Origin of the sequence: Pseudomonas sp. Leaf127 (genome assembly GCF_001423155.1) — a bacterium.
GTDB classification, from domain to species: Bacteria; Pseudomonadota; Gammaproteobacteria; order Pseudomonadales; family Pseudomonadaceae; genus Aquipseudomonas; species Aquipseudomonas ovata.
In genome coordinates, this window is the sequence record NZ_LMOA01000021.1 from 300,667 (window position 1) to 326,784 (window position 26,118).

The following is a 26,118-nucleotide window of genomic DNA, read 5'->3' on the forward strand; positions in this document are numbered from 1 at the left end:
GCCATGATCGGCGGGCCTGCGCAATCAGGCAGCAGCCGATGGCGGCAGCGCGGCGACCAGGCGGATCGAGGCGGTCAGCTCTTCAAGCTGGAAGTGCGGACGCAGGAAAACCGTGGCGCGGTAGCTGCCCGGACGGCCAGGCACCTCGGTGACGTCGACACGCGCTTCGCGCAGCGGGTACTGCGCCTTGATGTCCTGCGGCGCGTTGTCGTTGATCAGCACATAGTCGGCAATCCAGTTGTTCAGGTAGCTCTGGACATTGTCGCGGGTCGAGAAGCTGCCGACCTTGTCGCGCATGATGACCTTGAGGTAATGGGCAAAGCGCGAAGCGGCCAGCACATACGGCAACATGCTCGACACCCGTGCGTTGGCGTTGGCCTCGAAGGTCTTGTAGGCCTGTGGCTTGTTGGTGGTCTGGCCACCGAAGAACACCGCATCGTTGCTGTTCTTGCGGTGACACAGGGCAATGAAACCCAGGCTGTCGAGTTCTTTCTCGCGGCGGTCGGTGATCGCCACTTCGGTCGGGCAATTGATGGCCTGGTCGCCTGCGGTGGTCAGGAACTGATACAGCGGCAGGCCGGCCACCACGCCACCGCCTTCAGGGCCGCGAATCGCGGCGCACCAGCGGTAATGAGCGAATGCATCAGTGATGCGCTGGGTCAGCAGCCAGGCCGCATTGCCCCACAGGAATTTGTCCGGGTCGGTCTTGTTCTCGCCGATGTCGGCAAACTTGATGGCATTGCCTTTGTCGTCACGGGTCACCGCGTCGTCACCCAGGTGCACGTTTTCGGTGAAGCTGGCCAGGCCCGGTACCGGTGCATTGATCGGGTCGTAGGGCTGGCGTGCCAGGTAGTGTGGCAGCACCATCGAGACATAGCGCGAATCTTCGGTCTCGCGGAACTTGTTCCACTCGATCAGCGCGGTGCTTTCGAAGACCTTGGCCAGATCACGCGGTACGCCCAGGTCGGCAAAGCTCTTGAGGTCGAACAACAGCGGGCTGGCGGCGGTGATCAGCGGCGCATGCGCGGCAGCGGCGACATTCGACAGTTTGGTCAACAGCTTGATGTCCGGCACGCTGCGGCCGAACTCGTAGTCACCCATCAGCACGCTGAACGGGTTGCCGCCAAAGGTGCCGTACTCTTCTTCGTAGACTTTCTTGAACAGAGCGCTCTGGTCGAATTCGATGGCCTTTTCCAGGTCCTTGGCCAGCTCCTCCTTGGTGGCGTTGAGCAGGCGCAGCTTGAGCGAGGTGCCGGTCTCGGTGTTGGACACCAGTTGGTGCAGGCCACGCCAGGACGCTTCAAGCTTTTGCAGCGGCCTGGCATGCAGGATGCGGTTGAGCTTGGCGCTGATCTGATCGTCGAGTTCCTTGATCCGCTCACTGATGTAGTGACGTGGGTCCTGGCCCGGCTCTGGCTGCCTGTTTTCGACCTGACCGGCCAGCACTTCCAGCATCTCGCGGGCCTGGGATTCTTCGGCCTGGCGCTGGTGGGCATCAGCGGCCATGGTCATGTTGGAGACGATGCGATCGAGCAACAGATCGTTCTGCGTCTGGGTGGTTTCGGATGAAGCGGTGGACTCATTAGCCATGGATTATTCCTCCGTGGATGGGCGCAGATCGGGATTAGGACTGTTTTTCAGGCGTGTCGCTGCTGTCGTCCGCGCCACTGGCAGAGGTGTCCGGCGTGTCCTTGGGAGCGGGCAGTTTGCCCTTGAGTTCGCTCTGGAACTGAGCAATGTTCTTTTTGCTCGACAGGCCGAGCCCCAGGCTCTTGTCCAGCGCTTCGTTGCCGTCGAGCTTGATCAGCAGGTCCTGAAGAATGCGACGCTTCTCGAACAGGTCCTTCAGGTCATCGACCTGACCGACAATGCGCTCCGGGCTGAAGTCATCGATACTATTGAATTGCAGTTTGATGACCGCACTGTCCGAAGGGTCAAGTTTGAAACTCAAGGAAGGCTGAATCTTTGCCAGAACAGTGTCGAAACTGTCGCGATCAATGTCGACGAAGCTGCGTTTATCCAGCGAAGCCCTGTCGACTGGAATGTCGCCAGACAGGTCGGAAATAATTCCAACAACCAATGGCAACTCTTTGTTCTCAAGAGCGTTGCCAATTTCAACGTCGTAGGTAATCTGCACTCGCGGCGGGCGGTTACGGCCCAGATAATGCTGTTTGCTTTCCTGTTTCGCTGCCATGCCTTACTCCTTTGGTGGCCTCGCCGGTCGGCGCCAGGCACACACTGTCGACAATTTCTGACTGCCAGGCGGAAATCCCGTAGGAAAGCTGGCTGTGCAAAACATTAGAAGAAGGCTATAAGAATGCAAGACATTTCTTACAAAACTTGTATTGGAATCGTATGTATTTAATAAAGTTCCTGACAATGAAAAGAGTGCTTGTGATAACGGCCGCTTTTCTGATAAACGGTTGCAGCCTGTTTGCGCCCAGTGTCCAGTTAAATACCGTGCGCATCGATGTCGAACTCAAGGCCAACAATGACACCCCGGTGGCATTGGACTTTGTAGCCGCCAGCGATGTGCTCATGCTTGAACGCCTCAAGTCCACCACGGCCAGCCAGTGGTTCGAACAACGCCAGCAACTGCAACGCGATTACCCGGGCGGTGTGCGGATCTGGAGCCTGGAGGTGGTGCCGGGGCAGTTGCTGGATGTGAGCAACATCCCGCTGCACGGCCGCAAGGCCGAGGGGGTGTTGATTTTTGCCCGCTACAGCACACCGGGTGCGCACCGTTTGCTGCTGCAGGCGCAACACAGCATCTGGCTGAAACTGGGCAACCGCGAGATGCGGCTGCTCGACGCCAAGGGGCAATAACGCCGTTTATCTTCACCAGGAGTCAAGGATGCGCAGTACCCCGGATGCAGTTTGCTGGAGCGATGGCATGCACTTGCTGCCCCAGCATTTCCAGTTGCAGAGCTTGCGCGCCGAAGGCCTGAGTGCCCAACTGGCAGAAAATGCCCGCCCCTGGTACTGGGGCGTGCGGCACCTGCAGATCGACAGCCTGGCGCTCGGCACCGGCACCGTACAGATCAAGGCGCTCAACGCGGTGTTGCCCGATGGCCTGCTGGTGGATTTCGACCCGGTCAAGGACAAGGGTTTTGCCCCGCAACTGAAAATCACCCCGCAGGATTTCGGTGACCAGCGCCAACTGCTGGTGTACCTGGCCGTAGACCCCCTGTGGAGCGCAGGCCAACTGGTTTCGCTGGCAGGCCGCCTGCGGTCGGACAACACCGCAGGCGTACTCGACCTGAGCTGCGGCCTGCACCCTGAAAATGTCACGGTCTGGCGCCCGCACTTGCGCCTGGTGCTGGCCGCCGGGCGTTCGGACTCGGTGTGCCTGCCGCTGCTGCGCCTGGGCTGCGAAGACAATACCATCAGCCTGTTGCCCTACACGCCGCCCTGCCCGCTGCTGCTGCCCGACTCCCCCATTGGCACGCGCATCGGCGAGCTGTGCCAGTTGGTGCGGCGCAAATGCGAATTCCTCAGCGGTCGCTGGCGCCAGGCCCATGAACTCGGCAAGCATAACGACAGTGCCGAACTGCGCTTGCAAATGACCGCGCTCTGGGCGCGCCTGCCGGAATTGCAGGCCAATCTGGAAACCGGCGTTGCCACACCGGCCTCTTTGTACCTGCAACTGACCGGCATGGCCGGTGCCGTGGCCAGCCTGCAACCGGAACTGGGCGTACGTGCCTTCGCACCGCTGGACTTCGAAGACCTGCAGGCCGGTTTCGACGAAGTGCTGCAATGGCTGGAGTCACATGTGCAGATCATCCGCAGCGGCTATGACCGGCGTCCGTTCAGCAAGACCCAGAATGTCTTTTTCATCACCCTCACCGACACCCGCAAAGCGGCCCAGCACCTAGTCATGGGCCTGCGCATGCCGTCCGGCTCGGCCCCCCAGGCGGCGCGCGAGTGGCTGGAACAGGCCAATATTGCCTCGCGCGAACACCTGCCCGTGCTGCAGCGCCAGCGCGGCGGCGGCCTGGCGTTCCGGCCCTTGCAGCGCCAGGACCAGGTGGCCTATGGGGTCGACGAAAACATCCAGTTGTTCACCGTGGATGCCCAGGGCCAATGGTTTCGCCCCGATCATGAGCTGTGCCTGTACATGCCGCCGAACGGCACCAAGGTCGCGCCCGTTGAAATCGTCATGCTCGACAAAAGCCAACCGGACTGAACTGCCTCAGGGATTGACCGCACATGTTTGAGAATGACGCATCGCTGCACGGCACTCCCTACGACAGCGCACCGTTGAGCGCGGCACTCAACAAGGCCTGGATCGAGTGGCTGGTGTTCTGGCAGGACCTGCCTGACACCCTGGCAGTCGAAGACCAGGTCGCTCGTGTGGCCGAGCAATTGAGCCTGATCTCGCGCCGCCTGTGGCGTAACAGTTATGCGGCCGTCGGCGAAGCCCATGGCGACCAGGCCAAGGACACGCTGTCGGCCTTCGTGGCACTGGTCGATGAGTTCCTGCTGTTCAACTCATGGGCCGGGCAATCGCTGTGGATCGAGCAGCCGATGGAGAGCCGGCTGTTCAAGACCCGCATGGCCGGCGATCATGTCCCCGTTAAAATCAAGAAGCTGCTCGACACCCGCGACCCGGCCCAGCGTGACCTGGCCCGGGTCTACCTGTTGTGCCTGAACCTGGGTTTCCAGGGCCGGTTGCGCAGTGGCAACGGCCAGGGCCTGCATGAGAAATGGCGTCGTGCCCTGTTCACGTTCATCTATCAGCGCCCGCCATCGCTTGATGACGTCCAGGCGCAGATGGAGCAACTGGGCGCACGCCCTGCCCAGCAATTGCCACAACGCAGCAGCCTGCCCGACGGCTACCGGCTGGCGCTGGCCTTGAGCCTGGGACTGATCCTGCTGATCCTTTTGGGTCAAGGCCTGTGGTGGAACATCGAACAGCGCGTCGACCCCAGCCTGACGCTCAGGCTGACCCCGCCTGCGACGGAGCAGAGCCTTTGATCAACTACATGGACCTGATCGTGGCCGGCCTGGTACTGCTGGCCATCGTGGCGTTCTTCGTCTGGCGGTTCTGCGCCGTGCACCTGAGCGGCGCCAGCCGCAGCTTTTACCAGGCCGTGCGCGAATGGGAACTCAACCTGGGCGTCAATGACCGCTACGAAACGCCCTGGCTGCTGATGGTCGGCGATGACGAGCTGGCCACCCCTCTGCTGCAAGGCTGGGGCCTGCAAAGCACAGCGCGCCCGGCCTGGTTCGGTCGCTGGTGGTACGGTCCTGACGGTGCGGTGCTGGTGGTCCCCGCCGCCCTGTTCAATCATGGCGAAAACGCCAGCGTGCAACTCAAGCTGTGGCGTCAGTTGGTCGGCCTGTTACTGCAAAGCCGGGCGCGACGCCCGCTGGATGCACTGATCTGGCTCAGCGATGTAGAACGCCTGCTCGACGATCAGCACAGCGTCAACATTGCCCAGGCGGCGCGGCGCAAATTCATCGACCTGCAACAGCGCCTCGGGCTGAGTCTGCCGGTGTACATGGTGTTTGGTGGCGGCGAAGCGGTGCACGGGCTGGTGAACCTGATCCATGTGCTGCCCACCAGCACCCACGACCTGCCGCTGGGCTGGACCTCGCCCCACAGCGTGCAGACCGCCTGGCACCCGAACTGGATCACCCAGGCGGTCGGCCAGATGCAGCACACGCTGGAAAGCCTGATCGTCGAACTGGGCACCCTGCGCGGCGAGATCAATCCGGATCTTTACCGGCTGCCGCAGCACCTGCAGGACCTGCACGACCCTCTGCAAACCCTGTGCGATCCGGTTTTTCAAGGCAATGCCCTGGGCGAGGCACCCCGCCTGCGAGGGATTTATTTCTGTGTGGCCGGCAATGCCGTGGCGCACGCCCAGCGTCCGGATGAAACCGATCCGTTTGCCGATGAAAACGAGCGCACTGCCGAGCCTCCCCTGTTCACCCGACGTCTATGGCGCCAGCGTATCGTTGCCGAACAAGGCCTGGCGCAGCCGATCAGCCGCATCCTGCAATTGCGTGAGCGCTGGCAGCGCGTGCTGGGCGCCAGTGCGCTGGTGCTCGGGGTGATCTGGTTGCTGGGCATGGCCTGGATGTGGAATGTGCGCAGCAACGATGCCGAGCGCCTGGCCCGGATGCTCGATGAGAATCGTGGACTGGTCGCACAAGGCCAGGACGACGAAGTCGCACGCCAGCGCATCAAGGGGTTCTGGCACCTGCTCGAGGCGACACCACGCTGGCAATTGAGCACAGCCGTACTGCCCGGCTCGCGCTTCTACGGCCTGGACCTGCGCCTGGAGCAGACCCTGCAAGAGCGCGCCCGGGAACAATTGTTCGGCCCCCTTCGCCAGCGCCTGCAAAACGACCTGAATCAGCTCGGGATGCCTCAGGGCATTGCCCCCAACAACACGGGCAACAGTGACGATGCCTGGCTGCAAGCAACACGTCTCGTCGATGACGCGCAGAACCTGGAGCGACGCAGCAACCTGTTCAATCAAGGCCTCGAGCTGAGCGAGCGGCCGCTGGACGAAGCCAGCCTGCTGGCCAACGAACTGTTCGGCATGGCCCTGCAACCGCGCAACCTGGCGCTGGACAGCCAATACCAGCGCATACTCAACGATCCCGAGCGCCCCCTGGCCACACCACTGGACCTGACACCGATCAAGAACCAGGTCGCCCGCCGCTACCAGGACGCCATGCGCGTATGGCTCGACACGCTGTTTGCCAGTGCCGACTTCGGCCAACTGGCCAAGGTGCTCACCAACAACCTGGGCAAGCTGCAAGCCGGCCAGCGCGCCAGCCTGGCTGAACTGGAAGAAATCGATGCGTCCATCGACCGCCTGCGCCTGTTGTTGACCCAGACCAGCGCCGCCTGGAGCCAGAACGGTTCGGTGGAGTTGACCTCCGGCTACAAGGAAGTCATGCAGCGTGCCCGGCAAAGCAGCCTGATCGGCCCGGCAGCGGTCGATCAGGTCGAAAACTACGCCAAGGTCACCAAGCGAACCTTTTATGACCGCTGGCTGGAACGCGGCGATCAGCAACAAGGCATTCTGCGCCAGCAGAGCAGTGGCAGCCTGGAGCTGCAAACCAACCTGGAGAAACTCGACCAGAGCATCCAGATCCTGATGCGCGAGGATTTCATCCAGGCGGCGATGAGTCAGACCAACCCGCAGATCAAATCTGCGGAGGGTCTGCGCAATATCGACAGCAATGGCGTGGCAGCGGTCTTGCAGTACTACGCCAGCTACCAGAACTTTATCAATCAACAAATAACCGAGTTGCCGCCGGTGTATCGCAAGGGCCTGCTGGCCTCGGCACGCTGGGCTGTGGATGTGGCCATGTGGCAACGCTTGACGACCCGCGCCGACACGACACGCAACTGGAGTAGCAGCATCGGCCAGAGCTTCGACCTGCCCCTGGACAAAGCCTTGCAACTGCTGCAGGCGGTGGCCGATGTCGGTGATAACCGCCAGGTCGAACTGCTGCGCCAGGAGTTCAACACCCGTGCCCTCAATGAGTTGAGGCGCACTGTCGAGGATCTGCAGAACCTGCCGGTATTGCGTTCGCCCATCGACTTCAGCCGCTGGGACGGCACACGCAACCTGGCCCTGCGCAGTTACCGCGAACCGGACGTGGCGTCGCTCAAACAATCCATGAGTCGCCAGTACACCCTGATCATCGATGCGCTGAGCCAGATCAACCCGTCCATCGAATGGCTCGCCAGCCAACGCGAGTTTCTGTCGGGCAGTGATCTGGACCTGGTCGACAGCATCGGCGACACCGTGCGCTCGATGAAAAAATTCAGCGAGCAGAACCCTACCAGCCCGGCCTTGATGTACCAGCAACTGGTGACCCACGAATTCAACGAAATGGACATGAGCAACTGCAGCACGCTGCTCACCACCTCGTTGCTGCCTCAGGAAACCGGGCGTTTCTCGGTGCTGGCCCGCACCTCCTGGGATCAGGCCCGGCTGCGCTGCTCGGCCCTGCAAAACTACACCTCGGCGGTGGCCTGGCAACAGCTGTCGGTGTATTTCACCACCTACCTGGCCGGACGCTTTCCGTTCAGCAACAAGGAAAGCTCGGTGGATGCCAACCCCGACCGGGTGCGCGAGTTCCTCGAGCTGACGGACAAGTACCTGCCCGATGCCTATAAGGGCCTGCCTGACAGCCTGTCGAGCAACAGTGGTGCTGCAGCCGAGTTTCTATTCAACCTGCAAAAAGCACGCGCCTGGCTGGGACCGCTGCTGATTCGCGATAAGGAAGGCTTGCGCGGCATGGACCTGGAGGTGCGTTGGCGCAGCGACCGTGAAGAAGAACGTGGCGCCGACCAGATCATCGACTGGAGCCTGGAAACCGGCCCGCGCCTGGTCAGCTACCCGGCCGAAGCGATCAGTCACGCCAACTGGACGGTCGGCGAGCCGGTAAGCCTGACCCTGCGCTGGGCCCAGGGCAGCAATCAGCGCCCGCAGGATGACCCACGCCAGACGGCCCTGGCGGTCACCGATCTGAGCGCCCGCTGGTCTTATGAGGGGCCTTGGGCGCTGCTGCGCATGATTCGCGCCAATCAGGCGATCAACCACTTTACCTCACAAGGTGATGGCGACCGGCCGCTGGCCCTGCAACTGCCGCTGCAGACGTCGGGCCGTAACGCCGGCGCCCTGATGTTCATGCGCTTTTCGCTCAAGGCCATCGGTGGCAAACAACCGTTGACCTTGAGTGAATTGCCGGTGCGCATACCACCTTCGCCCTACCCGACCATCGACCCGTTGCCTGCCCTGACGACCACCACTGCCGAGTTCACACCATGACCGACGCCCTTTCCCTTGACAGCCTGCGCGAGGCGCTGCCGGACCTGCTCGCGGCCATTCCCGGCGATGAACCCGCCGGGCACAGCCTCAAGGACTCCAATGAAGTCGATCGGTTGCGCGAGGCGCGCCGTGAAGACGACGCCAGCCTGCCACGAGGCGTGTGGGAGCATGATCTCAAGCGCAGCAACTGGCCCAAGGTCGAACTGCTGGCCAGCGAACTGCTGCGCCGGCGCAGCAAAGACCTGATGGTCGCGGTGTGGCTGGGCGAAGCCTGGCTGCAGCGTTACCGGCTGACGGGCCTGTGCGTGGCGCTGGAGTTGCTTGTCGAACTGGGCGAGCGCTACGGCGGCCATCTGTATCCGCGCTCGGAAGATGCAGACCCCAGTTGGCTCGCGCCGCCGCTGGCCTGGGCTGCACGCAATTACAGTGAAGTCCTCAATGTGCGCATGCCCATGCTGGTGATCCAGGCCCGCGATGTCGAAGGCCTGACCCTGGCGCAGTGGACACATGCGCAAAAGCTGCGGCGCAACACCAGTGAAAACAAGCGCATCCAGGCCGAAGCCAAGCAAGCCGAAGACCTCTTGCGCCAATGGGCCGAGGCGGTACTGCAAGTGCCTGCGCGCGACATTGCCCAACAGATCCAGATGCTGACCATTTGCCTGGTCAACCTGGAGCGTCTCAACCGCTGGAGCGACCAGCATCTGGGCGAGGACGCCCCCAGTTTCATTGCCTTGCAGCACGCCCTGGAGCTTCAGCGCCAGGCCCAACAGGAATTCTTGTCCATGCACCCCGAACCCGTCCCGGAACCCGAGCCGGTGCCTGTCGCCGTGCCAGTGCCGGCCAGCGTCGCCGCACCCGCAGCGGCTGCACCTGCACCCTTGCCGGCCGGCACACCGCAATCACGCGAAGCGGCCTATCAGCAGTTGAAGGTAATTTCCGCTTACCTGGCCAGGATCGAGCCGCACAGCCCGGTGCCTTATCTGATCGACCGTGGCATCGAATGGGGTAACAAACCGCTGCGCGAGCTGCTGGGTGAACTGGTCAATGCCGATGTCGACACAAGGCGTATCTGGTCGGTGCTTGGGGTGTTGCCGTAGCGGACCGGTCGGGTGGCGAGCCGCTTTGGCTGGAAAGCCGGGTGCACACGAAAGGGTGCTGGCACCCTCGCCCGGCTAAAGCGGCCCTCACACCGCATTGACCGACCTGATTATCAACCTTTCCAGTTACCACCCTCGACAATCACATCTTCAGGTCTGGTGTCAGCGGCCAGTTCCTTGCGCACATACTGGTCGTAGAGCTTGAGCAGGTATTTATCCTGGCCGAGCCTGGCCAGTTCGCCATTGACCCAGTCGCGCAGTTCGATGTTGCCTTTCTTTACCGCCGGAGCAATCGGGGCCTCGCCACCGAGTTTCTCTGGCAGGGTGCGGTAGCCGGGGTTCTGTTTGGCCCAGCTGAAAAGCACCAGATTGTCCTGGGCGTAGGCATCGCCACGACCGTTGGCCAGGGCTTGAAGAGACTCGGAGTTCTTCTCGAACTTGAGCAGCTTCCAGTCCGGGTGGTTTTTGGTCAGCCACACATCAGCGGTGGTGCCGGTCGTGACGATAATGGTCTTGTCGGCAAGGTCATCGAGCTTTTGCACCGGGCTGTTGTCCGGCACCAAAGCCTGGACGGCGACTTTCAGATTGGGGTTGGTAAAGTCCACCGCTTCCTTGCGCTCGGGGGTCACGGTCATGTTGGCCAGAATAATATCGACCTTGTCGCTTTGCAGGAACGGAATGCGGCTGGCCGGCTCCACCGCGACGAATTCGACCTTGCTGGCGTCGCCCAGCAACGACCTGGCCAATTCACGGCCAATATCGGTATCGAACCCGGCGTATTGGCCTTTCTCATCGACAAAGCCAAAGGGCGGCTTGTCGGTAAACACGCCAACGATCAGTTTGTCGCGGGCCTTGATCTTGTCCAGGTAGCTGGCCGGTGCCACTGCGGCGACGGGCGTGGTCGCCGCCGGTTTGGCTGGCGGCTCGCCATTGCCGCAGCCGGCCAGCAGGCCAAGTCCGAAAAGGGGCAACAGGAACAGGGATCGAGCGGTTTTAAACATGGCAGTGGTCATGCGATTTCCTTGGGCTCTGGGGGCTTTCAATTGACAGTTGTCCTGGGCGCGGTGTGCTTGCCCGGCAGGTTTTCAACGTAAGAGAACTTCTCCAGAAACTGCTGCGCACGTGCGCTCGAAGGATGGGTGAAGAAAGACTCGGGGTCGCGTTGTTCAAGGATGCGGCCGGCTTCCATGAACACGATGCGGTCGGCCACGGCGCGGGCAAAGCCCATTTCATGGGTGACGATGAGCATGGTCATGCCGCCCCGGGCCAGGTCGAGGATCACCTCCAGTACTTCCTTGACCATCTCCGGGTCAAGGGCGGCGGTGACTTCATCGAACAACATGACCTTGGGATTCATGCACAACGAACGGACGATGGCGATACGTTGCTGCTGGCCGCCTGACAACTGCCGGGGAAAGGCATCGCGCTTGTCCGCCAGACCGACCCGCGCCAACAATGCCTCGGCCTGGGCCAAAGCTTCCTGGCGCGAGCGGCGCTGTACCTTCAACGGGCCGAGCAGGATGTTGTCGAGCACGGTCATGTGTGGAAACAGGTGGTAGCTCTGGAACACCATGCCAATGTCCTGGCGGACCTTGCGCCAGTCAGTGCCGGGAGCCAGCAGTTGCCGTCCGGCAAAATACAGCTCGCCGCCCTGGGCCTGCTCCAGGCCATTGAGGCAACGCAGCAACGTGCTCTTGCCGCAACCGCTGGGGCCCAGGACTACGATGACTTCGCCGGTCGCGACCTGCAGGTCGACCTCTTTGAGCACCTGATGGCTGCCGAAAAACTTGTTGAAACCCTTGAACTCGATCAATGCGCTCATGCTTGTGTCCAGCGCCGCTCCAGCACGCGCGAGGCGAGCGACAGCGGGTAGCAGATAAAAAAGAAAAACAGGAACAGAGCGCCGTAGATCAGCACCGATTCGTAGGTGCGCTCGATGATCTGCTGGCCGACCTTGATCACGTCCACCACCCCGATCAGCACGGCCAGTGAGCTGGTCTTGATGATGCGCGTGTAGATATTGATGGTCGGCGGCGTCATGCGTTTGAGCGCCTGAGGTACCAGTACATGGCCATACAGCTGCACCGCCGACAGGCCGATCGACAGCCCGGCCTCACGCTGACCACGGGGCAATGACTTGAGCGCACCACGGGCCACCTCGCCCACTTCGCTGGCGCCCCACAGGCTCAGCACCAGCACCGCGCACCAGAAGCTGGGGATGCTCAAGCCAAAGAAAATCGGCAGGCCGAAAAACAGCAGGTACAGCCATACCAGCACCGGAATGGCTCGAAACAGCTCCAGGTACACCCTCAGCACAGCGTTGAGCCAAGTGATGCCCAGGGTGCTCAGTGAGCCATACAGCAGCCCGCCGGCGGTGCTGAACACAATGCCCAGCGCCGAAATCGACAAGGTCCGGGCCGCGCCTTCTGCCAGCAGTGGCAGCGAGACCCAGAGCAGCTCAAGACCCGAACTGGCCATGTTGCAACCTCCGTTCCAGGCGGCTGAGCAGCAGCGACAAAGGCAGAAACAGCAATACGCAGATCAGGGTCAGCACCGTGAGCATCTCGTAGGTCTTGTAGTACAGGGCGATGTAGCTCTTGGTCGTGTAGAGAATCTCCGGCACCGCCACGGCCGAGACCACCGTGGTTTCCTTGAGCAGGAAGATAAAGTTGGCAAACAAGGCCGGCAGGCTGAGCAGGCCGGCCTGGGGCAGGATCACATGACGCAGCAGTTGCCAGTCCGACAGGCCGATGGACCGGCCCGACTCCAGCTGCGCTGCAGGCACCGCCTCGATTCCGGCGCGCAGGACCTCGGTCAGGTAGGCACCGCCCAGAAAAGTCATGGTAATGATCGCGGCGCTGAAGCCTGAAACCTTGATACCCAGGGTCGGCAGCGCGAAATAGATGAAGAACAGCTGGATCAGCAGGGGGGTGTTGCGCGCCAGTTCGACATACAGGCCGATCAGGCGATACAGCACCGGGGTGCGAAACATCAGAATGACGTTATTGAGCAGCGCAACCAGCAAGGAGGTACAGATCGCGATAAGCCCTACCTGCAAGGTGACGCCAACGGCTTTTACAAAGGTCGGGAGAGTGCTAAGGATAAAAGGATAATCAAGAGTCATTACAAAGGCTTGGCAGGCATGCGAAGGACGGCTTGTGGCCGGTTACATATAGCCTAATGAAGTTAAAGACATAAAAATAAATAACCTTATCGCATAAGCATAGGCCTGATTTCTTTTCAGCGACCTTGTGCAAGATCGGGGGACGAAGGCGTATTTCCCGATTGCAATGGATCGCTGCCCAACCCGTCCTGCTGGAAGAAGTGTCAGACAGCTTTAATTCCTTAATGGAATTACCAAATGTGAATTCAGTATTTCTAGGACTATCGGTAAATCGCTACTGTGGTTCCACTTACCCCGCACCGAGAGCCTGCCATGCAAGCCACTGCCCGTATCCTGGACCTCACCCGCTACCGCAAACGCCGTGAAGCACAGCGTCAGGCCGAGCTGATGTGGGCGATGTACAGCGCTCGGGCAAACCTTGCCAGCTGGGCGGCGATGCACGCCGAACCGGGTCCGGGTGTTGCCAGGGTCCGGCCATGACCCTGCTGCGCAGGGCGATGGCGGCGCCGCTCGAAACGCCGCCGGCAAGCGAGTGCGCAACCGCTGACGATGACCTGATCGGTGAGCGCGTTGCCCAGAACCTGCAGCGCCTGCGCAGCAAGCGCTACCTGTCGCTGGATGCCCTGGCCCGCGTGAGCGGGGTCAGCCGGGCCATGCTGGCGCAGATCGAATCCGGACGCAGCGTGCCGTCGATCAAAGTGCTGTGCAAGATTGCCAAGGGGCTGAAGGTCTCGGTGGCCGCCTTTCTGGAGACCCGCGCCTTCGAAGGCGTGGAACTGCTGCCGGCGCAACAGAGCAAGCGCCTGGTCAGTCCTGATGGCAGCTTTGTCAGCCGTGCGCTGTTTCCGTTCGACCGTTCGCGCCAGAGCGAATTCTACGAGATCCGCTTGCGCGGCCTGAGCGAGGAAGTCTCTCAGGGGCATGCTGCCGGCGTGCAGGAAAACCTGGTTGTGGCCCAGGGTGTGCTGCAGATCAGCGTCAACGAGGCACGCTATCTGCTGTCTCCGGGCGACTCGATCCTGTTCTACGCCGATCAGCCGCACCGCTATTACAACCCGGCCGACAGCGAGGCGGTGGCGTACCTGGTGATCACCCATCCCGAGCGCCTGGACTGAAAAAACCCCGACGGTCTGTACCGGCGGGGCCTGGGTGTTGCTCAGTATACGATCAGCAGGTGCAGCACATCATCGGCATGCCGTTGCAGCTCATCATCATCGGCATGCTGCAGTCGTTCATCATTTTCATCAGCAGCATGCAGGCGTTGTTCATCATGTCCATGGTCATGCCCGGCATCGGCATCATCATGCACTTCATGCAATCGGCTTCGACGGTGCAGGTCATCATGCACTTCATCATGGGCATGGGCATGCCCATCGGCATCATCATGGGCATGTTCATGCCGCCCATCATGTTCATCATCGCCATGCCGCTCTCGGACATGCACATGATCGACATGTTGGCGCAATGCATCATCATCGGCATGCCGCAGTTCATCATCATCGCCATCATTTCGGCGTTGTTCCTGAACATGGCCATGTCCATGCCGGCCGCAGGCTTCATGGTGCACATCATGGCGTCGGCCATCATTTCGCATTCCATGGTCGCCATCATCATCGGCATGCCCATCATCGGCATCATCGGCATCTGGCTGTTCATCGGCATCTGCATCTGCATGGCATTCATCATGATCGAAACTCCATTATCGAAAGGCGGGGTAACTGCTTGATGGCGCCGATTCTAGAGTCCGGGCGCGATTGCACAAGCCGCCGGCGTTGCAGCCTGGAACACTACATTGGCCTCGCAAACAGGGGCTTTGACAGGCCGATATCACGCCATGACAACCCTATCGCTGCGATTGCAGACCTTTGAGCGGCGTTACCGGCAATAGCGACGTCATGGATATGCCCTTAAGGCATGGTTACCTGCCTTTTGCGCATAAACGGTCTAACCGTTCCAGGATTTAGCCGGCCTACCGCGTCATGCCGGTAGGCCTGCGCCCTGCCCGCGCAAGGCCATGATGTCGCGCTTGGGCGGCACGCCGAACAGGCGACCATATTCACGGCTGAATTGCGAAGGGCTTTCATAACCCACCTTGAACGCAGCACTCGACACATCCAGGTGCTCACTGAGCATCAAGCGCCGGGCCTCGGTCAGGCGCAGCCATTTCTGGTATTGCAGCGGACTCATGGCGGTGAGCTGGCGAAAGTGGTGATGAAAGGTCGGCGGGCTCATCTGCACCCGTGCCGCGAGGTCTTCGACGCGCAAGGCGGCGGCATAGTTGAGCTTGAGCCAGTCGATGGCCCGGGCAATGCGGTGCCCCTGGCCGTCGACCGAGGCGATCTGCCGCAACCGCACAGCCTGGTCGCCTTGTAGCAGCCGGTAGTGGATTTCGCGCTGGATCATTGGCGCCATGACCGCGATCGCCTCGGGTTCGTCGAGCAGTTCCAGCAGGCGGATCAGCGGGGCCAGGATGGTCGGCGTGGCCGAGCCGATGCCCACGCTTCTGCCGGCCGTCTTGTCACGAACCGGTGGCAGCCCATCCTGGGCGATCAGCTCGGCCAGCATGCGCACGTCAAGCTTGAGCGTCAGGCCCAGGCAGGGCCGATCCGGGCTGGCTTCGATCACCTCGGAGTTGGCCGGCAGGTCCAGCGATGTCACCAGAAAGCGCGAGACGTCATAAGGAAACCCTTCACCACCGGCCCACATCTGCTTGGCACCCTGGGCGACCAGCACAATGCTGGGCGGCACCATGCACACCACCGGCGGTGCAGGATGGTCACGACGGTAGAGGCCTACGTCTGCGATGGCCGTGCGGTAATCGCCGGGCTTGTCGATCTGGCGGTCGATCAGCCGTGCGAGGGTGGCCTGGAGGGGCATGTCGTTCATGGAAAGGCCTGGCTGGCGGATGGGTTAAGGTCAATAGTAATCAGCGCTAACGTTCACGGCCCAGGCCGTTCCTGCGCCTATGGCGCTTCGGTTGCCATTGATGGCAGTGGTACAGCCCCTGCGTGTGTGGCGACTTGAAGGACGTCATCGCGGGCAAGCCCCCTCCCACAGGTGCAATGAGCCTTCAGGTTTCACGCCTGGCACAAAACCGGGGGAAGCGGCCTCAAGGGCGCTATCGCGGGCAGAGCCCCCTCCCACAGGTGCAATGAGCCTTCAGGTTTCATGCCCGGCACAAAACCGTCGCAGGCGGCTGGCAGTCGCCACTATAGCTCGCGGCGCAAGGCGCTCCTATGCACCAAGGGGCAAGCTCAGCGGATCAGGCAAGAAATCCAGTGGAATGCGTTATCGCCACGCGGGACATACCCGGAAAATGAGCGATAACCCAATCATGGCAGGAATCTTTCATGAAACGCTTAATGCTCGCCGCCGGGCTGATGATTGCCTCGTTCGCCACCCTGGGCGCGACACCGCCCGAAGGCGCCGACAACTTCTACAAGAGCGACAAGGTGACCGTGGAAAAAGTCAGTTTCAACAACCAGTACGGCATGAAAGTCGCCGGCAACCTGTTCAAGCCCAAGGGCCTGGATCCTCAGGTCAAGAACGCCGCCATCATCGTCGGCCACCCCATGGGCGCGGTGAAGGAACAGAGCGCCAACCTGTACGCCACCAAAATGGCCGAACAAGGCTTCGTGACCCTGTCGCTGGACCTGTCATTCTGGGGCGAAAGCGAAGGCTTGCCGCGCAACGCGGTATTGCCGGACCTGTACGTCGAAGACTTCAGCGCCGCTGTGGACTTTCTCGGCACCCGCCCCTTCATCAACCGTGAGCGCATCGGCGTGATCGGCGTGTGTGGCAGCGGCAGTTTCGCCATCGCCGCGGCCAAGATTGATCCGCGCCTGAAGGCCATCGCCACCGTCAGCATGTATGACATGGGCGCCGCCAACCGTAACGGTCTCAAGAAAGCCGTGACCGCCGAGCAACGCCAGCAGGTGCTGCGCGAGGCGGCCGAACAGCGCTATGCCGAGTTCCAGGGCGGCGCGGTCAAGTACACCGGTGGCACACCGCTGACCCTGACCGGCAATGCCATTGGCGACGAGTTCTTCGATTTCTACCGCACCCCACGCGGCGAGGTGACGCCGGCCGGGGCTTCGAAGCAGACCACCACCATGCCGACGCTGACCAGTAACGTGAAGTTCATGAACTTCTACCCGTTCAACGACATCGAGACGGTCTCGCCGCGCCCCATGCTGTTCATTGCCGGCAGCGAGGCGCATTCACGCGAGTTCAGCGAAGACGCTTACCAGCGTGCCGCTCAGCCCAAGGAGTTGGTGATCATTGCGGGTGCCGGTCATGTCGACCTGTACGACCGGGTCAACCTGATCCCCTTCGATACGCTGGGCAAGTTCTTCCTGACCCATCTGCACTAGGCTCTGTGCGTAAAGTGGCTGCGCTCGGCCATGCTGCGTTAAAAAGCGACTCGCAATGCTCATTGACACATGTCAACTGCGCTTGCTCGCCGCTTTTTGCCTTGCCTGACCTTCGCTCACCGACTTTTCGTACAGAGCCTAGGTCTTTTGCCGTTGCACAGGATTGTTCTGATGACTGATACCCCTGCCACATCAACGCCCGCCTGGGGCGCCGTGCTGGCCATGGCGCTGGCGGCCTTTGCGCTGGTCGCCTCTGAATTCATGCCGGTCAGCCTGCTGACGCCGATGGCTGCCGATCTGAACGTCAGCGAAGGCCAGGCCGGCCAGGGCATCGCCGTTTCCGGGCTGTTTGCCTTGATCACCAGTCTGTTGATTGCAGCCGTGGTCACCCGGGTGGAGCGCAAGGCCCTGCTGCTGTCACTGACGGTGCTGATGATCGTCTCCGGCACCGTGGTGGCCTTTGCGCCCGATTACCGGATATTCATGCTTGGCCGTGCGCTGATCGGCGTGGCCATTGGCGGCTTCTGGTCGCTGTCGGCGGCCACGGCCATGCGCCTGGTGCCCGAGGCGAACGTGCCGCGGGCGCTGGCCATCGTCAATGGCGGCAACGCCCTGGCCACGGTGATCGCCGCACCGCTGGGCAGTTTTCTCGGCGGCCTGATCGGCTGGCGCGGTGCGTTCCTGTGCGTGGTGCCGGTGGCTGTTCTCGCGCTGACCTGGCTATGGCGCAGCATGCCGAGGATCACGCCCCCAAACAGGCCGCCCCAAGGCAACCCGCTGTGTTTGCTGGGCAGGGCACCGATTGCCTTGGGTCTGCTGGCGGCCAGCCTGTTCTTCATGGGTCAGTTCATGCTCTTTACCTACCTGCGCCCGTTTCTGGAGTCGGTGCCGAAGGTCGGGGTTTCGGGGCTGTCGCTGCTGCTGCTGGTGCTGGGCGTGGCCGGTTTCATCGGCACCTTCCTGATCGAAGGCCTTATCAAGCAGGGTCTGTATCGCACCTTGACCCTCATCCCGTTGCTGATGGCGGTCATTGCCCTGGCGCTGGTCAGCTTTGGCACTTCGGTGGCGATCACCACGGTGTTGCTGGGCCTCTGGGGCCTGGTGGCGACAGCGGCGCCCGTAGGCTGGTGGACCTGGCTAGCCCGTAGCCTGCCCGATGACGCCGAAGCCGGTGGCGGCCTGATGGTGGCCATCGTCCAGTTGGCAATTGCCTTGGGCGCCACGCTGGGCGGGCTGCTTTATGACGTCGACGGTTACCGGGCCACCTTCGAATCCAGCGCCGCGCTGCTGGTGATGGCCGGCATCATGGCCGCCCTGGCCGGGCGTGTGGCACTGCGCAAGCAGGCCCTGTCGGCAACGGCTGAAATGCCCGGCTGATTTCACCCGCAGTAGGAGCGCGCTTGCCCGCGACCGGCTGCGTCAGCAGTCGTAAATTTGCAGCGTTTCGCAAATTTTGAATGTATTCACAGCCATGAATTTGTGGCATTTCATCAATTTTGCGACTGCTGCCCACTCGATCGCGAGCAAGCTCCCTCCCACAGGTCTGCTGTTTGATGCGCGACAGCGTGCCGCCTTGGCGCGGTGTCAGTGACACAGGGTAATCTCCTACAGGCCGTATCAGGCAAGGGATCAGAGGCTGTAGGGCTGTGACAGGTCGGCAAGGCATTGCACATCGCGGCAGCGCTTGCCGGGCCGCTTTTCAACAGCGGCCATCAAGGCCAGCAAGACCTGCCTTTCCTGCTCCAGGGCCTGGTCGGCGTCGTAATGCTCATCCTGCTCGTAATGTAGCAGGTCGATGTTTTCCAACTGCATGGCAAGGCTGCGCTCAAGCCCGGCAGGGTCCTGGGTTTGTACAAAGTCCAGAAAGTACATCAGCGCAATCAACAGGTTTTGCGCATAGGCGCCCTCTTGCGCCGGATACACTTCGGTGTCAGGTATGCACTGTTCGACCTGCTGGCGCAGACGCTGCAAGGCCTGGTCATCATCAAGCAACAATGCACTGTACAAGGCCTGGATAAACAGGCCCGTGGCCTGTTCGGCGTAGAGCTGATCGAACGCTTCAATCAGGCGCCGCTGGCGATAGAGGTATGCTGCCATCACCAGTACTTGATGGTACAAATCCAGCGTGGTGAACGCTGCGTTGATCCGAGGGTCGTCCAGCATAAGGCGGCTCCGCAAGGGCTGTCGTTGATCAGACGGCATACCGATCGACAAAGGCGGCAAACACGCCAGGGTCGTTGAGTTGTTCGGCGCAGGCCAGCTCGATCGCTTCGGCCTGGTCGTCATCGGTGGAGGTGACAAACAACACGGCGCCTTCAAAGGCATCCGCGCGCCGGAAGAAGCCTTCCTCCGCCAGTCGTTTCAGCACGCCGGTCATCGCCTGTACCAGCCTGAGCTTGAAGGGCTCGAAGCGGGCGTGCTCCAGCGCGTCCCTGACCTGGCGATTGATGTCCATGAAATGCTCACCGCCACACCCTTCATACACCCACTCCGATGAACACCAGGTGTAATAGGCCGCCGTCTGCAGGTCATCGTCCTCGACCTCTTGCGCCAGCTTGCGCTGCAAACCAGCGGTGGAGTTGACCGCCACGCACACGGTCATGGCACCGCTGTCGGTGTAGAGCGCACAGGCATAGAAGGTTTCGTCCGGGTGCGCCTGGACGAGTTCCGTCAAGGTTTGCCGGGTGGCCTCGTATACACGCTGTTCAAAATCAAGCCAATCCATCGAGTGCCTCACAAAAGAATCCCGGGTTCGCCGCTTTGGCCACATCTGTTGGCCAGCGTTCCCGATGCCCGGCTAAGATAGCGCCGATTCTCGCTCATCAGAAAGGCTGGCGTGATGCAGACCTGTTTCGATCCGCTGATTCACGTCGACTGGAAAATACCCGGCGGCGAACTGCTGACGCTGTTCCAGCATTACTACCCCCAGATGACGGTGTTTTGTGGCCCGGCCTTCGAGGCCTTGCTCGATGAGCTCAGCCATGAAATGCCCGAGGTCTGCTTTCAGGCCCTGGCGCCGCTGCTGGCCGCCCAGGGCCATGACCTGTGGAACCTGGACGCCGGCGCAGATGATTACCGGCCGGTCATCGTGCCGGTCGCACAACGCCAGGCGTTTGCCCGCCACTGGCAGAACGCGCCAGGTGAGCTGCGGTTCAGCGCCATACGGATCGAGGCGCCTGAACCTGAACCTGCCGTAGCGCCTTCCCGGTCCAGAAAACACACGCTCGACTGGTTACAGGACCGACACGACTACCCCGGCCCCACCTACATCAATGACGACCAATACCATCAGGGCATGGCCGCCATCACCGAGCAGGACGAAGACCGCTGGCTGTGTTTTGTCATCGACTACAACCCGTGGCCGCCGGTCGAGCACGACATGCTTGAGCACCGCACCGACGACGTCGATGGCGCCGACCTGCAATTGCTTGATGTCCAGGGTGCGCGCACGCTGTGGAAACGGCGTGTGGTGCGCGGCCAGCGGCACGGCGAGGACCGTTACCGGTACGAAACCTGCGAAGGCCAGACAATTGAGTCGTTCGGTCCGATGCAGGTGCAATGGCCGGAATTCGAGTCCGGCGCCCACGTCATCGACGCCGGGATTTTCGAGCGTCAACGCCTCTATGAACCCGGGCACCTGACCCGCCTCTGGCGGATCACGGCCAGCACCAGCGAAGTCATCTTCGAATACCCGGACGAGCTGACCCTGCTGCCTGTTGGCGAGCGACGCCTGCTGATCCTGCAACATAACGGCCTGCGGTGCTGGCTCTGGCACCAGGACCCGCCCCATGCCCTGGTCAGCCTTCACCCGCTGCCGGTACAGGGCGCCAGACTGACCGACGCGGCAGTGCATCTGGGCGGCGACGAGGTGCTGTTGTTCAGCGAAGGTGCACGGCCGAACCTTGAGGATGCGGGCTACCAGGAAACCGTGCTGCTGGCCTGGCGCTTCAATTTCCTGACCGGTGCACACCGCCGTGCGGTGCTGGACGGTTTTGGCAGCGAGGTGCGTCAGGAAACCCGGATGCTGGTCACCCAGCCCAGCCACCGCATCACCTTGCGCACCTTTCATGGGCAAGTGCAGGCCAGGCGCGGGCACGGTGCCTGGTGGGTCTGGACCTACCACAGCCAGACGCCGGGCACGCAGACGCTGGCCTGGTTCTGGAATCAGGACAGTCACCAGGTGCTGAAACTGTCGAGCCGCGACATTCCACGCATTCGGCCCCATGTGCGCTATGTCGCGGCGCAGGATCGCTACCTGGCCTTCGACACCGACTTTGTCGCACGCCTGCCGCCCTTCGAGCGGATGCTTGAAGCCAAGGGCTGCGACCTACTGACCTTCGAGCCTGTGCAATGAATGACACCGAGCTGAACATGGACGACTGGGCGCCGCTGGCGCTGGAATGGCACGCCGACCTGGCCTTTATGGAGGGTGTGCTGCTGGGCGACGGGCACGTGCCTGACGTGTACATCATGCTCGACCCCGACGGCCTGCCCCCGCAGGAGGTGGTGCAACGTGCCGCTGGCGCAGGTTACCCACCCTCGCCGCTGCTGGCCGGCCAACCGGTCTGGCGCCATCGCGAGCACCCCGGCCTGTTGCGCGATGCCCGCAGCGATTACTACCTGCTGCCGCACTACCCGGAGCGCTACGGCTATCACGTCGTTTGCGCCCTGCCGTTCCGGTTCGGCCCAGGCTTGCAGGACCTGGGCTACCAGTATTGGCGCGACGACCGCCGGGCCTACTGGTTCGACGACTATTCAATCGTGGCCATGACGGACGTGCAGCCGAAGCACCTGGCCCTGCTCGAGGCATCGCCGGCGTCGATCAACCCCGCGTCGGCGCTGTTCAGCGATGGCGCGACGGTGTTTCTCCAGGGCAAGGCCATCGCCAGTGCCGAGGTGCCGGTGCACTATTGCAATCATCCGTCTTATCGCGTCATCGACGGCCAGGTGTGCCGAGGCACCCGGCCACTCTGGCAAAAGGACGGCACGCCGCTGCCGATCGCTCATCCTTACGCGTTTCGCATGCTGGCGCGGCGCTGGGGCACGGATGGCGAGTCGATCATCGTCCAGGCGCAACAAGGCGCCAGCGTGGCGTACGAGTACTTCTACCGCATCGACAAGGCCGACCTGGCCAGCTTTACCGTGCTCAACGAGCGCTACGCCAGGGATCGGCAGCGCGGCTACTACATCACCGGCAAGACCCTGCGCTGCACCGGCGAACTGCGCTTGCTCGAATGCTGGCAGCCGCAGTTCGACGCCTGTGGCCGGTTGACTGGCGCCAGCGTCAGCGAAGACGAGTGGTTTGCCGTGGACGATCAACACGTCTATGCCGCCGGCACGCGCCTGCGCGGCGCGCATGGCCCTGATTTTCGCCACCTGGGCTTTGGTTTCTACCGTGACAACCAGCACGCCTACCAGCAGAACAAACGCCTGGACGTCGACCTCGACAGCTTCGTGGTGACCCAATTGTACCGGGGCGAACAGGAATACTCGCCCGTACTGGTCGGGGACCGGCGCGGGCCGTTGGGCGCCGGCGGCGTCGTGGATGCCACAGTGCAGGCCGAGTGGGCGCCCTTTTTTGAGGCCCATCCGCACTTGCAGGATTACTGGTGGCATCGGCTCCAGGCCCCGCACGCCAATACCAGCGAAGAGAAACAGGTGCTGGGCAGTGGCTTTGAGGTGGGGGCACAGGTGTACTTTCACGGCCGTGCGGTCACAGGGCTGGATGCCGCCAGCTTCAGGCTGCTCGACACCCATCTGTGTGGCGATGCCAACGGCTTGTACCTGATCCCGTTCCATAACGCCGAAACCCGCGTACCCGAGCGGTTTTCCGCCGCACCAGCCGAGCAATACCGGTCCTTGGGCGCGCCGTATCTGACCGACGGTGAACGGGTGTTCTGCCACGGGGTGTTCTATCAAGCCCCGGAACCGATGCACAAGGCCGACCTGGCCAGCTTCGAGTCCTGCGGGCATGGCTGGGCCAGGGACCGGCAAACGGTGTATTACTACGGCCAGGCCAAGCAACGGCTGGACCCGGCCACGACACGCATCCTCGGCACCTACGCCATCGGCCCCGAGGTGATCTTGGCGCAAGGCAAACCGCTGGACGTGCCGTTCAGCCCCGAGGAAGTGCGCGTGCCGCACCCGGCCTTTCTGCAGTTAGGGACGCGCAAGTTGTTCTTCCTGCGCAAGCCCATCAGCGCCAAGCGGGTCGACCTGCACAGCCTGGTGTTCGTGAGCGATCGGTATGCGCGTGATCAGTATCGACGCTATGAATATGACGGCTACGCTGGACTGAACGAGGTGTCCGAGGACGCCTGGCCCAACGACCTGGAATAACCTTCGCCTTATCAGGATGCGCCCATGCAATCGCCCTTTTTATTGACGGTCGTCGACCATGAACACTCCACCACGTTGCGAGAGCGGATGGACGCCGCCGGCTGTGTGTTTGAGTTTGTCGTCTTCAGCCCGGCCCCCGGGGCGCCGGTGGATGAAACACTGCACCGGCAGGCGCTGGCGGGCATGGGCTGTTTTCTGGCGGCCAGCCGTGAAAACCGGCAGGCCGCCCAGACCGGCCACTACCTGCCCGAGGTCTATGACCCGCAAGCCGACAGCGATTGGCAAGTGCACAAGGCCAGCGCAACAGCGCTTTCCCCTGCCCAGCGACGCAACCTGACCCTGAGCGAGGATTACGCCAACGATTTACTCGCCCTCTACGCCCCCTTCAGCAACCCGCCTTATGGGACGCGCTTCAAGGACGGTGAAGCCCAGTCCCGCGCGACCTTTCAAGAGTGGCTTGATGTGCTCGGGCTGCAAGACCGGGACAATGTGGTCGTGCTCGACTGGGTCAACGGCTATACCTTCAACTGGATTGGCACGACCGAAAGTCCGTTGCCGGAGTGGGAACCGTGGTCCGAGTATTTCGAGGATGGACTCGAATGGTGGGGCATCTGGTGCCTGACCGTGTGGAATCCAGAGCGCAATACCTTGAGTGTGCTGGTGGCCAGTGCTACCGATTGAGTCGCTGGGACCTGGCCAGGATCAAGACACAGCTTCATGCCTTGATCCATGGACGTCCAGCGCCTGCATTACAGGGTCACTTGTTCATCATGCTCACGGCCTGCTCGGTTGCCTCGGTGGTGCGTGTCGCCAGCTTGCGCACTTCATCGGCCACCACGGCAAAGCCGCGACCGGCTTCGCCGGCACGCGCCGCTTCAATGGCCGCGTTCAGCGCCAGCAGGTTGGTCTGGCTGGCGATACTTTGAATCGTGGTCACGATCTGCGAGAGCTGGGCCAGGTTTTCTTCCAGCTCACGCTGATGCAGTGTCTGCGACTCGTGCAGTGCTTGCTGCTCATGCTGTAGGTGCACATCGACCAGCGCACCGACCACCCGCAGCGGGGCGCCCGAAGGGTCGCGCCGCGTCTGCCCGCGGGCGCGGAACCAGCGGTATTCGCCGCTTTTCATCTTCAGGCGGTATTCGATGTCGAAGGGTGTCTTGCCGCTGCGGTCCATCAGGTGCGCACCGAACGCATCCAGGCTTCGCGCCTTGTCCTCGGGGTGCAGCCTGGAGGCCCAGCTGTCGAGCACATCCGGAAACTCCTCGACCGTTTCAAAGCCCAGCAGCCGGCGAAACTGCGGCGACCACCAGAAGGGGTTGCGCGGGTTGACCGGGTCGCCGGCAATCACTTCCATGTCCCACAGGCCATCGGAGAGCATCTCACGCGCCAGTTCGAAGCGGGTGATGATCACATCGTGCAGGCGGTCGCGCTCAAGCTCTTCATGAATATCACGCAAGGAACCGGCGACACGCACCGGCGTGCCACGCTCATCACGCAAGGTTTCGCCCTGGGCATAGAACCATCGATAGGTGCCATTCTTCATGGCCAGGCGGTTCTTGACCTTGTAAGGGGTGTGGCCAGACTTGTCGTTGAGGTGCCGGGCAAAGGCATCCAGCGTGGCCTGCTTGTCTTCGGGGTGCAGCCGGTCGGCCCAGCTCGCCAGGACGTTGGGGAAGTCACGTTCGTCATTGAACCCCAGCAGCTTGCGAAGCTGTTGCGACCACCAGAACCGGTTCTTGGGATTGACCGGATCACCGGCAATCACCTCCATATCCCACAGCCCCTCACTGGAGGCGCGATTGACCAGATCGAACCTGACCTCATGAACGGCCGCGCTGGCAGCCGCCTCACCGAGCAGCAGACGGGCGGATTCGAGTTCGGCTTCCAGGGCATGGGTATGTTCTTGAGCCCCCTGCCGGCTCGCCTGCACGGCTCTCCAGGCTTCAAGCACCTTCGGGGCTTCGGCACAGCCGGCCACCTCAGGTTCACGACCGGTATGGATGGCTGAAATCAATTGATCCAGCGCGGCGCGATCACGTCGCGAAAAGGGCAAAAATGACATGGCAGACTCACTGAATTGGCGGGAGGGCCTCATCCATGGCACCTTGCCATTTCTATCGGCGGCGGCTCATAAAGCTTAAGACCCCGCGCAGACATTCAGGACGATGCAACATCCCCCGCGCGCATGCCCGGCTGTAGGAGCGCGCTCTGCCCGCGACCGAGCGCGTAGCGGTCGCAAAATCTATGAAACGCCACAAATTTACGACTGCTAACGCAGCCGGTCGCGGGCAGAGCGCGCTCCTACCGCCCCCCAGAAACGCGTGATTGGCGGGCCTTGGGTGGTGGTGGTTGAGGAAGACGGCTATGACATCGCGACACTG

At 61.9% G+C, this 26,118-nt stretch carries 22 protein-coding genes and 2 pseudogenes; 13 read left to right on the forward strand and 11 right to left on the reverse strand.

Annotated features, from left to right (window positions below; genetic code table 11):
* Positions 1-24: 24 nt before the first annotated feature.
* Both tssC and tssB read right to left on the reverse strand, forming a co-directional pair.
* Complete coding sequence (tssC, locus tag ASF84_RS14700) at positions 25-1,590, reverse strand: type VI secretion system contractile sheath large subunit (protein ID WP_056839566.1); 1,566 nt, start codon at positions 1,588-1,590, stop codon at positions 25-27.
* Positions 1,591-1,624: 34 nt separating this feature from the next.
* Positions 1,625-2,194, reverse strand: a complete 570-nt coding sequence (tssB, locus tag ASF84_RS14705; RefSeq protein WP_082481600.1) for a type VI secretion system contractile sheath small subunit — start codon at positions 2,192-2,194, stop codon at positions 1,625-1,627.
* Between the two features lie 185 nt (positions 2,195-2,379).
* Between tssB and ASF84_RS14710 the strand changes: the two genes are divergently transcribed.
* Genes ASF84_RS14710 through tssA form a run of 5 tightly spaced genes read left to right on the forward strand, consistent with a single transcriptional unit; the run spans position 2,380 to position 9,901 of the window.
* Positions 2,380-2,826: a hypothetical protein gene (locus ASF84_RS14710; protein WP_056839567.1), complete on the forward strand. Its 447-nt coding sequence runs from the start codon at positions 2,380-2,382 to the stop codon at positions 2,824-2,826.
* Positions 2,827-2,854: 28 nt separating this feature from the next.
* Entirely contained in the window at positions 2,855-4,186 is a 1,332-nt protein-coding gene (tssK, locus tag ASF84_RS14715) for a type VI secretion system baseplate subunit TssK (RefSeq protein WP_056839568.1), read from the forward strand.
* Positions 4,187-4,209: 23 nt separating this feature from the next.
* Positions 4,210-4,977, forward strand: coding sequence for a DotU family type IV/VI secretion system protein (locus tag ASF84_RS14720; RefSeq protein ID WP_056839569.1), 768 nt, complete (start codon positions 4,210-4,212; stop codon positions 4,975-4,977).
* Complete coding sequence (locus ASF84_RS14725) at positions 4,974-8,804, forward strand: type VI secretion system protein (RefSeq protein ID WP_056839570.1); 3,831 nt, start codon at positions 4,974-4,976, stop codon at positions 8,802-8,804. Before ASF84_RS14720 ends, ASF84_RS14725 begins: the two co-directional genes overlap by 4 nt.
* Positions 8,801-9,901 carry a type VI secretion system protein TssA gene (gene tssA, locus ASF84_RS14730; protein ID WP_056839571.1) on the forward strand — a complete coding sequence of 367 codons (1,101 nt, stop codon included), beginning with the start codon at positions 8,801-8,803 and terminating at the stop codon, positions 9,899-9,901. Before ASF84_RS14725 ends, tssA begins: the two co-directional genes overlap by 4 nt.
* Before the next feature lie 113 nt (positions 9,902-10,014).
* Here tssA and ASF84_RS14735 read toward each other — a convergent pair whose 3' ends face one another.
* The 4 genes from ASF84_RS14735 to ASF84_RS14750 are packed head-to-tail and all read right to left on the reverse strand — an operon-like array spanning position 10,015 to position 13,025.
* The gene (locus ASF84_RS14735; RefSeq protein WP_056839572.1) at positions 10,015-10,914 is read right to left on the reverse strand and encodes a transporter substrate-binding domain-containing protein; all 900 of its coding nucleotides are present in this window, start codon (positions 10,912-10,914) and stop codon (positions 10,015-10,017) included.
* A gap of 26 nt (positions 10,915-10,940) precedes the next feature.
* Positions 10,941-11,723 (reverse strand): amino acid ABC transporter ATP-binding protein, encoded by a 783-nt coding sequence (locus ASF84_RS14740; RefSeq protein ID WP_056839573.1) that lies wholly within the window; start codon positions 11,721-11,723, stop codon positions 10,941-10,943.
* Positions 11,720-12,379 (reverse strand): amino acid ABC transporter permease, encoded by a 660-nt coding sequence (locus ASF84_RS14745; protein WP_056839574.1) that lies wholly within the window; start codon positions 12,377-12,379, stop codon positions 11,720-11,722. Before ASF84_RS14745 ends, ASF84_RS14740 begins: the two co-directional genes overlap by 4 nt.
* A complete protein-coding gene (locus tag ASF84_RS14750) occupies positions 12,360-13,025 on the reverse strand; it encodes an amino acid ABC transporter permease (protein ID WP_056839575.1) in 666 nt (221 codons plus the stop codon). Before ASF84_RS14750 ends, ASF84_RS14745 begins: the two co-directional genes overlap by 20 nt.
* A gap of 312 nt (positions 13,026-13,337) precedes the next feature.
* Here ASF84_RS14750 and ASF84_RS29480 point away from each other — a divergent pair, with 312 nt between their 5' ends.
* Genes ASF84_RS29480 through ASF84_RS30000 form a run of 3 tightly spaced genes read left to right on the forward strand, consistent with a single transcriptional unit; the run spans position 13,338 to position 14,751 of the window.
* Entirely contained in the window at positions 13,338-13,505 is a 168-nt protein-coding gene (locus tag ASF84_RS29480; protein WP_164708453.1) for a hypothetical protein, read from the forward strand.
* Positions 13,506-13,522: 17 nt separating this feature from the next.
* Positions 13,523-14,140 carry a helix-turn-helix domain-containing protein gene (locus ASF84_RS14755; protein ID WP_161959149.1) on the forward strand — a complete coding sequence of 206 codons (618 nt, stop codon included), beginning with the start codon at positions 13,523-13,525 and terminating at the stop codon, positions 14,138-14,140.
* Positions 14,141-14,199: 59 nt separating this feature from the next.
* Positions 14,200-14,751, forward strand: a complete 552-nt coding sequence (locus ASF84_RS30000; protein WP_056839577.1) for a hypothetical protein — start codon at positions 14,200-14,202, stop codon at positions 14,749-14,751.
* Positions 14,752-15,002: 251 nt separating this feature from the next.
* Here ASF84_RS30000 and ASF84_RS14765 read toward each other — a convergent pair whose 3' ends face one another.
* Complete coding sequence (locus tag ASF84_RS14765; protein ID WP_056839578.1) at positions 15,003-15,911, reverse strand: AraC family transcriptional regulator; 909 nt, start codon at positions 15,909-15,911, stop codon at positions 15,003-15,005.
* A 464-nt stretch (positions 15,912-16,375) separates the two neighbouring features.
* Here ASF84_RS14765 and ASF84_RS14770 point away from each other — a divergent pair, with 464 nt between their 5' ends.
* Both ASF84_RS14770 and ASF84_RS14775 read left to right on the forward strand, forming a co-directional pair.
* Positions 16,376-17,398, forward strand: coding sequence for an alpha/beta hydrolase (locus ASF84_RS14770; protein WP_056839579.1), 1,023 nt, complete (start codon positions 16,376-16,378; stop codon positions 17,396-17,398).
* A 171-nt stretch (positions 17,399-17,569) separates the two neighbouring features.
* A complete protein-coding gene (locus tag ASF84_RS14775; RefSeq protein ID WP_056839580.1) occupies positions 17,570-18,775 on the forward strand; it encodes an MFS transporter in 1,206 nt (401 codons plus the stop codon).
* Between the two features lie 252 nt (positions 18,776-19,027).
* On the opposite strand, the gene ASF84_RS14780 is transcribed toward ASF84_RS14775, so the two are convergent.
* Positions 19,028-19,561: a hypothetical protein gene (locus ASF84_RS14780; RefSeq protein WP_056839581.1), complete on the reverse strand. Its 534-nt coding sequence runs from the start codon at positions 19,559-19,561 to the stop codon at positions 19,028-19,030.
* A gap of 28 nt (positions 19,562-19,589) precedes the next feature.
* The gene (locus ASF84_RS14785) at positions 19,590-20,123 is read right to left on the reverse strand and encodes a DUF4303 domain-containing protein (RefSeq protein ID WP_056839582.1); all 534 of its coding nucleotides are present in this window, start codon (positions 20,121-20,123) and stop codon (positions 19,590-19,592) included.
* Positions 20,124-20,237: 114 nt separating this feature from the next.
* Between ASF84_RS14785 and ASF84_RS14790 the strand changes: the two genes are divergently transcribed.
* Genes ASF84_RS14790 through ASF84_RS14800 form a run of 3 tightly spaced genes read left to right on the forward strand, consistent with a single transcriptional unit; the run spans position 20,238 to position 24,418 of the window.
* Positions 20,238-21,752, forward strand: coding sequence for a hypothetical protein (locus ASF84_RS14790; protein ID WP_056839583.1), 1,515 nt, complete (start codon positions 20,238-20,240; stop codon positions 21,750-21,752).
* Positions 21,749-23,737: a DKNYY domain-containing protein gene (locus tag ASF84_RS14795; RefSeq protein WP_056839584.1), complete on the forward strand. Its 1,989-nt coding sequence runs from the start codon at positions 21,749-21,751 to the stop codon at positions 23,735-23,737. Before ASF84_RS14790 ends, ASF84_RS14795 begins: the two co-directional genes overlap by 4 nt.
* Before the next feature lie 24 nt (positions 23,738-23,761).
* Positions 23,762-24,418: a hypothetical protein gene (locus ASF84_RS14800; protein WP_156684242.1), complete on the forward strand. Its 657-nt coding sequence runs from the start codon at positions 23,762-23,764 to the stop codon at positions 24,416-24,418.
* Between the two features lie 103 nt (positions 24,419-24,521).
* Here ASF84_RS14800 and ASF84_RS30225 read toward each other — a convergent pair.
* Together ASF84_RS30225 and ASF84_RS30005 are read right to left on the reverse strand one after the other, a co-directional pair.
* Positions 24,522-24,788: pseudogene (locus ASF84_RS30225) on the reverse strand (methyl-accepting chemotaxis protein); the annotation flags it as partial.
* Positions 24,789-25,832: pseudogene (locus ASF84_RS30005) on the reverse strand (PAS domain-containing protein); the annotation flags it as partial.
* Between the last annotated feature and the right edge of the window lie 286 nt (positions 25,833-26,118).

What these genes read in the sequence shown, in the direction of transcription:
- ASF84_RS29480 (WP_164708453.1), top strand. Translation starts at nt 13,338, where the DNA reads ATGCAAGCCACTGCCCGTATCCTGGACCTCACCCGCTACCGCAAACGC.
- ASF84_RS14775 (WP_056839580.1), top strand. Translation starts at nt 17,570, where the DNA reads ATGACTGATACCCCTGCCACATCAACGCCCGCCTGGGGCGCCGTGCTG.
- tssA (WP_056839571.1), top strand. Translation starts at nt 8,801, where the DNA reads ATGACCGACGCCCTTTCCCTTGACAGCCTGCGCGAGGCGCTGCCGGAC.
- ASF84_RS14770 (WP_056839579.1), top strand. Translation starts at nt 16,376, where the DNA reads ATGAAACGCTTAATGCTCGCCGCCGGGCTGATGATTGCCTCGTTCGCC.
- ASF84_RS14735 (WP_056839572.1), bottom strand. Translation starts at nt 10,914, where the DNA reads ATGACCACTGCCATGTTTAAAACCGCTCGATCCCTGTTCCTGTTGCCC.
- ASF84_RS14740 (WP_056839573.1), bottom strand. Translation starts at nt 11,723, where the DNA reads ATGAGCGCATTGATCGAGTTCAAGGGTTTCAACAAGTTTTTCGGCAGC.
- ASF84_RS14800 (WP_156684242.1), top strand. Translation starts at nt 23,762, where the DNA reads ATGCAATCGCCCTTTTTATTGACGGTCGTCGACCATGAACACTCCACC.
- ASF84_RS14755 (WP_161959149.1), top strand. Translation starts at nt 13,523, where the DNA reads ATGGCGGCGCCGCTCGAAACGCCGCCGGCAAGCGAGTGCGCAACCGCT.
- ASF84_RS14790 (WP_056839583.1), top strand. Translation starts at nt 20,238, where the DNA reads ATGCAGACCTGTTTCGATCCGCTGATTCACGTCGACTGGAAAATACCC.
- ASF84_RS14745 (WP_056839574.1), bottom strand. Translation starts at nt 12,379, where the DNA reads ATGGCCAGTTCGGGTCTTGAGCTGCTCTGGGTCTCGCTGCCACTGCTG.
- ASF84_RS14780 (WP_056839581.1), bottom strand. Translation starts at nt 19,561, where the DNA reads ATGCTGGACGACCCTCGGATCAACGCAGCGTTCACCACGCTGGATTTG.
- ASF84_RS14795 (WP_056839584.1), top strand. Translation starts at nt 21,749, where the DNA reads ATGAATGACACCGAGCTGAACATGGACGACTGGGCGCCGCTGGCGCTG.
- tssK (WP_056839568.1), top strand. Translation starts at nt 2,855, where the DNA reads ATGCGCAGTACCCCGGATGCAGTTTGCTGGAGCGATGGCATGCACTTG.
- ASF84_RS14710 (WP_056839567.1), top strand. Translation starts at nt 2,380, where the DNA reads ATGAAAAGAGTGCTTGTGATAACGGCCGCTTTTCTGATAAACGGTTGC.
- ASF84_RS14720 (WP_056839569.1), top strand. Translation starts at nt 4,210, where the DNA reads ATGTTTGAGAATGACGCATCGCTGCACGGCACTCCCTACGACAGCGCA.
- ASF84_RS14785 (WP_056839582.1), bottom strand. Translation starts at nt 20,123, where the DNA reads ATGGATTGGCTTGATTTTGAACAGCGTGTATACGAGGCCACCCGGCAA.
- tssB (WP_082481600.1), bottom strand. Translation starts at nt 2,194, where the DNA reads ATGGCAGCGAAACAGGAAAGCAAACAGCATTATCTGGGCCGTAACCGC.
- ASF84_RS14750 (WP_056839575.1), bottom strand. Translation starts at nt 13,025, where the DNA reads ATGACTCTTGATTATCCTTTTATCCTTAGCACTCTCCCGACCTTTGTA.
- ASF84_RS14765 (WP_056839578.1), bottom strand. Translation starts at nt 15,911, where the DNA reads ATGAACGACATGCCCCTCCAGGCCACCCTCGCACGGCTGATCGACCGC.
- tssC (WP_056839566.1), bottom strand. Translation starts at nt 1,590, where the DNA reads ATGGCTAATGAGTCCACCGCTTCATCCGAAACCACCCAGACGCAGAAC.